Source organism: Paenibacillus sp. cl130, assembly GCF_900116035.1.
GTDB lineage: Bacteria > Bacillota > Bacilli > Paenibacillales > Paenibacillaceae > Paenibacillus > Paenibacillus polymyxa_B.
On the sequence record NZ_FOYG01000019.1, the window covers coordinates 1 to 6,577 of the forward strand.

Sequence of the window (6,577 nt, forward strand, 5' to 3'; positions counted from 1 at the left end):
AGCTCATTTTGAAACTGACGAGATAAAATATCTCTTGTTTGATTTTGCAAGCAAAATCGTTTTACTCACTCGTTGTTCAGTTTTCAAAGATCAAACATTTCTCTTTCGCTGCATTTTTCAGCAGCTATAATATCATATCATATTCATTTCAAAAATGCAAGGGTTATTTTTTCTTTTTTTGAAGATCGTTTCACCCAAGTTTTTCGCTTTTGAAACTGCTGTTTTGTTGTCAGCTCAAATAATATATCATTTTCAGCAAAAGAAAGCAACTTGTAAATAATCCCTTTTTCAAACTTAAAATCCCTTTCACCGTTTAGTCAACCATTATTAGCTCCAATGTTATTTCAAAACAGCTAGTTCATAAAATGTCATGTGTTCAGTTCCATTTAATATAAATACATTATTGGTAATTAACCGCTATACGACGTTAATTAGTTTTTTTGTAATCTATTTTGTTCGTTAACCCCGTTACCCCATGTGCTAGATTGTTAGAAGACATGCAACAAGGCGAAGTCTCTTGGACCTCGCCTAATGGTATTCATAATATTAGAGGCGACAAATTTCATGGGCACATTGGCCGTACGAAGGACAGCAGCACATGCCACGTAATACCTTGAGATCGTGAATGACAATCTTTCCATCCCTTGTATCTAGGGTTCCCTGCTCTTTCAGCGCGCTCAGCATCCGGTTCACACTCTCTCGCGTCGCTCCAATCATCTCACCTAATTCAGAGTGACTTAGCTTCATATTTAGTAAAATGCCATCCTTCACAGCCACGCCACATGTATTGCTAGCACGGATCAATGTAGACGCTAGCGCTCCAGTTTTACCATACAACAGTAAGTCCCGAAAACGCGATTGCATAATGCGTTGCTTCATCGCCATCCACTGGATGAACTGAAGTGCCATTTCCCCATTTTTGGACAAGAGCGACTCCAAATCCTTAACAAGCACGACGCCTAACTCACACACATCGGCTGTTTCCGCAGTGCAACTATACTCTTCTCCATCTATCCCGCTAAATTCCCCAATTAAGTCGCCTTGATGCTGAATGGTCAGAATCAGTTCTTTACCATCTTCTGTCGATTTACGAAGTTTAACATGACCTGAATGTATATAATAAAGCTGCTCTGCATCATCGCCCTCTCGGAAAAGCATAACGCCTGCCTTTACCTTCTTCCAGGACATAATATCTTTTAGCAGATCCAAATGTTCTTCTGTCAAATAAATCTGAATTCCCGTGCGTTCCGCTTCGTCCCCAAACCGTTCCATACAAGTGGCTTGCATGTTAGCGTCCTCCTCGTGTTTACCTGATATCTATATCATAATGTTTTATTGCCTGGGTTGTTATCGGGAGAACACCTGATTTTATACCTTCCTACTCCCTGATTTGCTGTGATAAATATCACTTCCAAAGTAAGCTAACGCCCCATTTATCGGCCTTTTCCCTACTCCTTACCCGACCAGATGAAAAGTCAGTGTTTCCTGCGCCTATAGATCAGGGGGTTCCCTGATCTACTTTTGTAACTGTCGGAACTACAATGAATTAGAGATATAGTTTGGTTATGAAAAAGGATGTGTCTTCTATGCTACAAATAACGGATGAAATGCGAAAAGAACTGAATCAGTTGAGAGATACTATTTATGGTGATCTCACTGCCCTTGCATTTATGTCCAAGTCGGGTGGTAAGTTGCATTGGTATTACGCCTCCGGTAGCCGAAGCAATCGCTATCGTCTTATTTCTTTTAAGATTGGCCATGGTATTGCCGGGATGGCTGTTCGCTTGGGACGTACCGTGACTGTAAGTGCTTTGCTATCAGGTAGTATACGTTTGCGTCAGGAATGTGCACTAATGCTGGCCGAGCAGCTTCACTCTGCTGTTGCTATTCCCTTTTCCAGCACAGGGGATCTGCCCAACGGTGTGCTGCTTCTTGGTAATCGTGATGTGAGGATGTTCACAGAGTCTGATGTAGCCGAGGCCACTCAAGTCGCTCAACGCCTTAGCCAACTATGTGCTTACCCTCTTACTCCATAGATCAACAATGTTTCTGTAGATAATGAAACTCATAAAATACTTGATATCACTGTCCCTAACTATCTTTGTTGATTGAAATCCCTAAAATTTGCTATGATTATGACAAAACGCACGGTTTTTTTACCGTTCGAGGGGATGACAAATTGATTCGTATACTAGTAGTGGATGATCACGTTGTCGTACGTTCTGGCCTCATGGCCCTATTGGACGGCAAAAACGGTATCAAGGTAGTAGGAGATGCAGCAGACGGGGATGAGGCAATCCACAAGGCAGTGGAGCTACAACCTAATGTCGTGCTCATGGATTTTAGCATGCCACCTGGCAAAGATGGTCTCACGGCAACCACTGAATTAAAAAAAAAGTTGCCCGACACAGAAGTCCTTATTTTAACAATGCATGATGATGAAGAATATCTGTTCCGGGCCATTCAGGCTGGAGCATCCGGATATATTTTAAAAAGCGCACCTCACGAGGAGTTGCTCGCTGCCATCCAGTCTGTAGCCGAGGGTAGTGCCTACTTGTACCCGAATGCAACCAAACGACTGATGAGTGAATATCTGGACAAAATCAAACAGGAAGGCATAGCCGGACCCTATGAATCCCTATCTGAGCGGGAAAAGGAGATTCTATCGTGGGTAGCCAAAGGATATGCCAACAAGGAAATTGCCGAGCACCTAGTGATTAGCGTCAAAACCGTAGAGTCCCATAAAAGTAACCTTATGGAGAAGCTTAACTTGAAAACACGACCTGAGCTAGTCAAATTCGCACTAAAAAAGGGGCTACTCCATTATGAATGAACCTTCTAATCCTTTACTGCAGCATGCCTTTGGTGAATCAACCGATACATTGCTGAATGATCTAGAAATTTATATACCAGAGTCCCCTTTTCTCCATGCACTACGTAACTCACTCCACCAACTATCCAATCTAAAATTTGCTCTAGATACGTCTTCCATTGTTGCTTTGACCGATCATCGAGGTATTATTCAGTACGTGAACGACAAGTTTTGTGAGATTTCGCAATACAGTCGTGAAGAGCTGATCGGTCAGGATCATCGTCTCATTAATTCAGGCTATCATACCCCTGCCTTCATGAAAAACCTGTGGACTACAATCCGTTCAGGTGAGGTATGGCAAGGAGAAATACGTAATCGTGCTAAAGATAACAGCTACTACTGGGTGAATACTACGATCGTTCCGTTTATGGACGAGGAAGGTAAACCCTATCAGTACTTAGCGATCCGCAATGAGGTCACTAAACTGAAGAAAGTAGAAGCGGAACTCCAGTCTATGATGACGCAAGTCATGCAAATACAGGAAGAAGAACGTAAACGCTTTTCAAGAGAGCTACATGATGGGATAGGACAAAGCTTGTTTTCACTTATTATTCAGTTAGATAGCCAACTTGCCGAACAACCTAGTGCTGCTCTGGAGAGTCTTCGTTCGCAGGTGACCGACATCATCAAAGATGTTCGTGGTCTAGCGTGGGAACTTCGTCCCTCAGTTCTGGATGATTTGGGTGTCGTCCCAGCTATAAGAACCTATATTGAAAACTTCTGTTCTCATTACGGGATTGAGGTGCATTTTCAATGCACTCTACGTAAACGCCTTGATATTCGCAAGGAAATAGCAATTTATCGGATTGTACAGGAGGCATTAACGAATGTAGCCAAATATGCAGATGTAGCGGAGGCATATGTCGACGTTGAGGATCAAGATGAAATGATACAAGTGACCATTCGGGATGAGGGCATTGGATTCTCTGGAAAGTCCCAAGGAGAGGGAGTTGGATTGTTCAGTATGGAAGAACGAGCTAGAGGGGTAGGGGGATTTATGAGCATGATCTCTGCTCCAGATGAGGGAACCTCCATCCAGCTGACCATTCCCGTGTAAAAACTGTCCACTAGATCGGTTATCGGCGTATACCAGTTGTATGATCAGAACGATATACACCGATACCGAGATTATGAATAATCAATACATTGTGGGTACATGAAGATAAATACAAAAAAAGAGAGAGCTCTGTCCCCAGACAGGCTCTCTTTATTTATAAGGTGTCACCACTGAGGCAACAAGAATCCGCTATAGCAAAAAGCGGGTGATGGGAATCGAACCCACGCTACCAGCTTGGAAGGCTGGAGTTCTACCATTGAACTACACCCGCAAATCAGTATCGGGATGACACGATTTGAACATGCGACCCCCTGGTCCCAAACCAGGTGCTCTACCAAGCTGAGCTACATCCCGACATTATACTTTTTTTAAGAAATGGCGCGCCCTGAGAGATTCGAACTCCCGGCCTTTTGATTCGTAGTCAAACGCTCTATCCAGCTGAGCTAAGGGCGCATATTTAAATCCATAATGAGCAGTCAAGGCGCCACCCAGATTTGAACTGGGGATGAAGCTTTTGCAGAGCTTTGCCTTACCACTTGGCTATGGCGCCGTATGGATAATGGAGCGGACGACGGGAATCGAACCCGCGACCCTCGCCTTGGCAAGGCGATGCTCTACCGCTGAGCCACGTCCGCAAAATATGGTGCGGTCGAGAGGACTCGAACCTCCACGGGGGTTAGCCCACACGGACCTGAACCGTGCGCGTCTGCCAATTCCGCCACGACCGCAAAATAATTATAAATGGTGAGCCATGAAGGACTCGAACCTTCGACACCCTGATTAAAAGTCAGGTGCTCTACCAACTGAGCTAATGGCTCTTAATGGCTGGGGATATAGGATTTGAACCTATGCATGACGGAGTCAAAGTCCGTTGCGTTAACCACTTCGCCACGACCGCCATATGATTATGAAAAGACTGGTGGAGGATGATGGATTCGAACCACCGAACCCGTAAGGGAGCAGATTTACAGTCTGATGCGTTTGGCCACTTCGCTAATCCTCCAAAATGGTGCCGGCGAGAGGACTTGAACCCCCACGTCAAAGACGCTAGATCCTAAGTCTAGTGCGTCTGCCAATTCCGCCACACGCGCATGTAATACAATGGTGAGCCATGAAGGACTCGAACCTTCGACACCCTGATTAAAAGTCAGGTGCTCTACCAACTGAGCTAATGGCTCTTAATGGCTGGGGATATAGGATTTGAACCTATGCATGACGGAGTCAAAGTCCGTTGCCTTACCGCTTGGCTAATCCCCAATATGCATATGATTCACAATTCCCCAAGATTTCATCCAGGTAAGAGAATGAAAAATGGTGGAGGCTGAGGGGCTCGAACCCCCGACCCTCTGCTTGTAAGGCAGATGCTCTCCCAGCTGAGCTAAGCCTCCATAATATCCTATGACCCGTAGGGGATTCGAACCCCTGTTACCTCCGTGAAAGGGAGGTGTCTTAACCCCTTGACCAACGGGCCATCCTATAACAAGCTCTCAACCGGGTTCGAACCGGTGACCTCATCCTTACCATGGATGCACTCTACCTGCTGAGCTATGAGAGCAAATGGCTCCCCGAACAGGACTCGAACCTGTGACAACTCGATTAACAGTCGAGTGCTCTACCAACTGAGCTATCAGGGAATATTGGTGGAGCCAAGCGGGCTCGAACCCCCGACCCTCTGCTTGTAAGGCAGATGCTCTCCCAGCTGAGCTAAGCCTCCATAATATCCTATGACCCGTAGGGGATTCGAACCCCTGTTACCTCCGTGAAAGGGAGGTGTCTTAACCCCTTGACCAACGGGCCTTACAAAATAAGTTCTGATTCCAATAAATTTATGGCGGAGAGAGAGGGATTCGAACCCTCGCACCACTTTCGCAGTCTAACCCCTTAGCAGAGGGTCCCCTTATAGCCACTTGGGTATCTCTCCGAGTAGCGGCAGAGGGGATCGAACCCCCGACCTCACGGGTATGAACCGTACGCTCTAGCCAGCTGAGCTACGCCGCCACCTTATATATAAAAGTCAGAAATATTCAAAACATGGCTCCCCGAACAGGACTCGAACCTGTGACAACTCGATTAACAGTCGAGTGCTCTACCAACTGAGCTATCAGGGAATATTGGTGGAGCCAAGCGGGATCGAACCGCTGACCTCCTGCGTGCAAGGCAGGCGCTCTCCCAGCTGAGCTATGGCCCCAATCTTTTTGTTATTCTAGAAGTGGTGGGCCTTAGTGGACTCGAACCACCGACCTCACCCTTATCAGGGGTGCGCTCTAACCAGCTGAGCTAAAGGCCCTAACATGTAAAACTTCATCATCCTTTAAAGGATATCGCTTGGCGACGTCCTACTCTCCCAGGACCCTGCGGTCCAAGTACCATCGGCGCTGGAGGGCTTAACGGTCGTGTTCGGGATGGGTACGTGTGGAACCCCTCCGCTATCGCCACCAAACATGAATTTACATCGTAAATTCTTTAACAGGAATCAGCATCGCCAAATGCTGTGTGTTCGCTTGTTTCATATAAGCTACTTGAGCTTATACAATACAAAACTTACACCCTGAAAACTGGATCCGAAACTTATTTGCGTTTTATTCTTAGGATAAGCCCTCGACCGATTAGTATTGGTCAGCTCCATGCATTACTGCACTTCCACCCCC

At 45.9% G+C, this 6,577-nt stretch carries 4 protein-coding genes, 21 tRNA genes and 1 rRNA gene; 3 read left to right on the forward strand and 23 right to left on the reverse strand.

What is annotated here, in order from left to right:
- Window positions 1–546: 546 nt before the first annotated feature.
- On the reverse strand, window positions 547–1,287 hold the full coding sequence (locus tag BM358_RS25950; protein ID WP_023986659.1) for a Crp/Fnr family transcriptional regulator: 741 nt from the start codon (window positions 1,285–1,287) through the stop codon (window positions 547–549).
- A gap of 299 nt (window positions 1,288–1,586) precedes the next feature.
- Here BM358_RS25950 and BM358_RS25955 point away from each other — a divergent pair, with 299 nt between their 5' ends.
- The 3 genes from BM358_RS25955 (at window position 1,587) to BM358_RS25965 (ending at window position 3,929) form a co-directional block, all read left to right on the forward strand.
- Complete coding sequence (locus tag BM358_RS25955; protein WP_028542674.1) at window positions 1,587–2,036, forward strand: GAF domain-containing protein; 450 nt, start codon at window positions 1,587–1,589, stop codon at window positions 2,034–2,036.
- Between the two features lie 143 nt (window positions 2,037–2,179).
- The gene (locus BM358_RS25960; protein ID WP_023986657.1) at window positions 2,180–2,833 is read left to right on the forward strand and encodes a response regulator; all 654 of its coding nucleotides are present in this window, start codon (window positions 2,180–2,182) and stop codon (window positions 2,831–2,833) included.
- Entirely contained in the window at window positions 2,826–3,929 is a 1,104-nt protein-coding gene (locus tag BM358_RS25965; protein WP_028542675.1) for a PAS domain-containing sensor histidine kinase, read from the forward strand. Before BM358_RS25960 ends, BM358_RS25965 begins: the two co-directional genes overlap by 8 nt.
- A 200-nt stretch (window positions 3,930–4,129) precedes the next feature.
- On the opposite strand, the gene BM358_RS25970 is transcribed toward BM358_RS25965, so the two are convergent.
- The 22 genes from BM358_RS25970 to rrf form a co-directional block, all read right to left on the reverse strand.
- Window positions 4,130–4,200, reverse strand: a tRNA-Gly gene (locus BM358_RS25970).
- A gap of 9 nt (window positions 4,201–4,209) precedes the next feature.
- Window positions 4,210–4,283: transfer RNA gene (locus BM358_RS25975), tRNA-Pro, on the reverse strand.
- A 22-nt stretch (window positions 4,284–4,305) separates the two neighbouring features.
- Window positions 4,306–4,382: transfer RNA gene (locus BM358_RS25980), tRNA-Arg, on the reverse strand.
- A gap of 26 nt (window positions 4,383–4,408) precedes the next feature.
- Window positions 4,409–4,479 (reverse strand) — tRNA-Cys (locus BM358_RS25985).
- 10 nt (window positions 4,480–4,489) lie between these two features.
- Window positions 4,490–4,564, reverse strand: a tRNA-Gly gene (locus BM358_RS25990).
- Window positions 4,565–4,570: 6 nt separating this feature from the next.
- Window positions 4,571–4,657 (reverse strand) — tRNA-Leu (locus BM358_RS25995).
- Window positions 4,658–4,671: 14 nt separating this feature from the next.
- Window positions 4,672–4,747: transfer RNA gene (locus tag BM358_RS26000), tRNA-Lys, on the reverse strand.
- A gap of 99 nt (window positions 4,748–4,846) precedes the next feature.
- Window positions 4,847–4,932: transfer RNA gene (locus BM358_RS26010), tRNA-Tyr, on the reverse strand.
- Between the two features lie 99 nt (window positions 4,933–5,031).
- Window positions 5,032–5,107, reverse strand: a tRNA-Lys gene (locus BM358_RS26020).
- Window positions 5,108–5,111: 4 nt separating this feature from the next.
- Window positions 5,112–5,186 (reverse strand) — tRNA-Gln (locus BM358_RS26025).
- Window positions 5,187–5,241: 55 nt separating this feature from the next.
- Window positions 5,242–5,317 (reverse strand) — tRNA-Val (locus tag BM358_RS26030).
- Between the two features lie 11 nt (window positions 5,318–5,328).
- Window positions 5,329–5,400, reverse strand: a tRNA-Glu gene (locus BM358_RS26035).
- A gap of 11 nt (window positions 5,401–5,411) precedes the next feature.
- Window positions 5,412–5,484: transfer RNA gene (locus tag BM358_RS26040), tRNA-Thr, on the reverse strand.
- Window positions 5,485–5,487: 3 nt separating this feature from the next.
- Window positions 5,488–5,563, reverse strand: a tRNA-Asn gene (locus BM358_RS26045).
- A gap of 4 nt (window positions 5,564–5,567) precedes the next feature.
- Window positions 5,568–5,643 (reverse strand) — tRNA-Val (locus BM358_RS26050).
- A gap of 11 nt (window positions 5,644–5,654) precedes the next feature.
- Window positions 5,655–5,726, reverse strand: a tRNA-Glu gene (locus BM358_RS26055).
- A 32-nt stretch (window positions 5,727–5,758) separates the two neighbouring features.
- A tRNA-Ser gene (locus BM358_RS26060) sits at window positions 5,759–5,850 on the reverse strand.
- A gap of 3 nt (window positions 5,851–5,853) precedes the next feature.
- Window positions 5,854–5,927 (reverse strand) — tRNA-Met (locus tag BM358_RS26065).
- Between the two features lie 34 nt (window positions 5,928–5,961).
- Window positions 5,962–6,037 (reverse strand) — tRNA-Asn (locus tag BM358_RS26070).
- A 4-nt stretch (window positions 6,038–6,041) separates the two neighbouring features.
- Window positions 6,042–6,117 (reverse strand) — tRNA-Ala (locus BM358_RS26075).
- A gap of 22 nt (window positions 6,118–6,139) precedes the next feature.
- A tRNA-Ile gene (locus tag BM358_RS26080) sits at window positions 6,140–6,216 on the reverse strand.
- Window positions 6,217–6,252: 36 nt separating this feature from the next.
- A 5S ribosomal RNA gene (rrf, locus tag BM358_RS26085) occupies window positions 6,253–6,369 on the reverse strand.
- Between the last annotated feature and the right edge of the window lie 208 nt (window positions 6,370–6,577).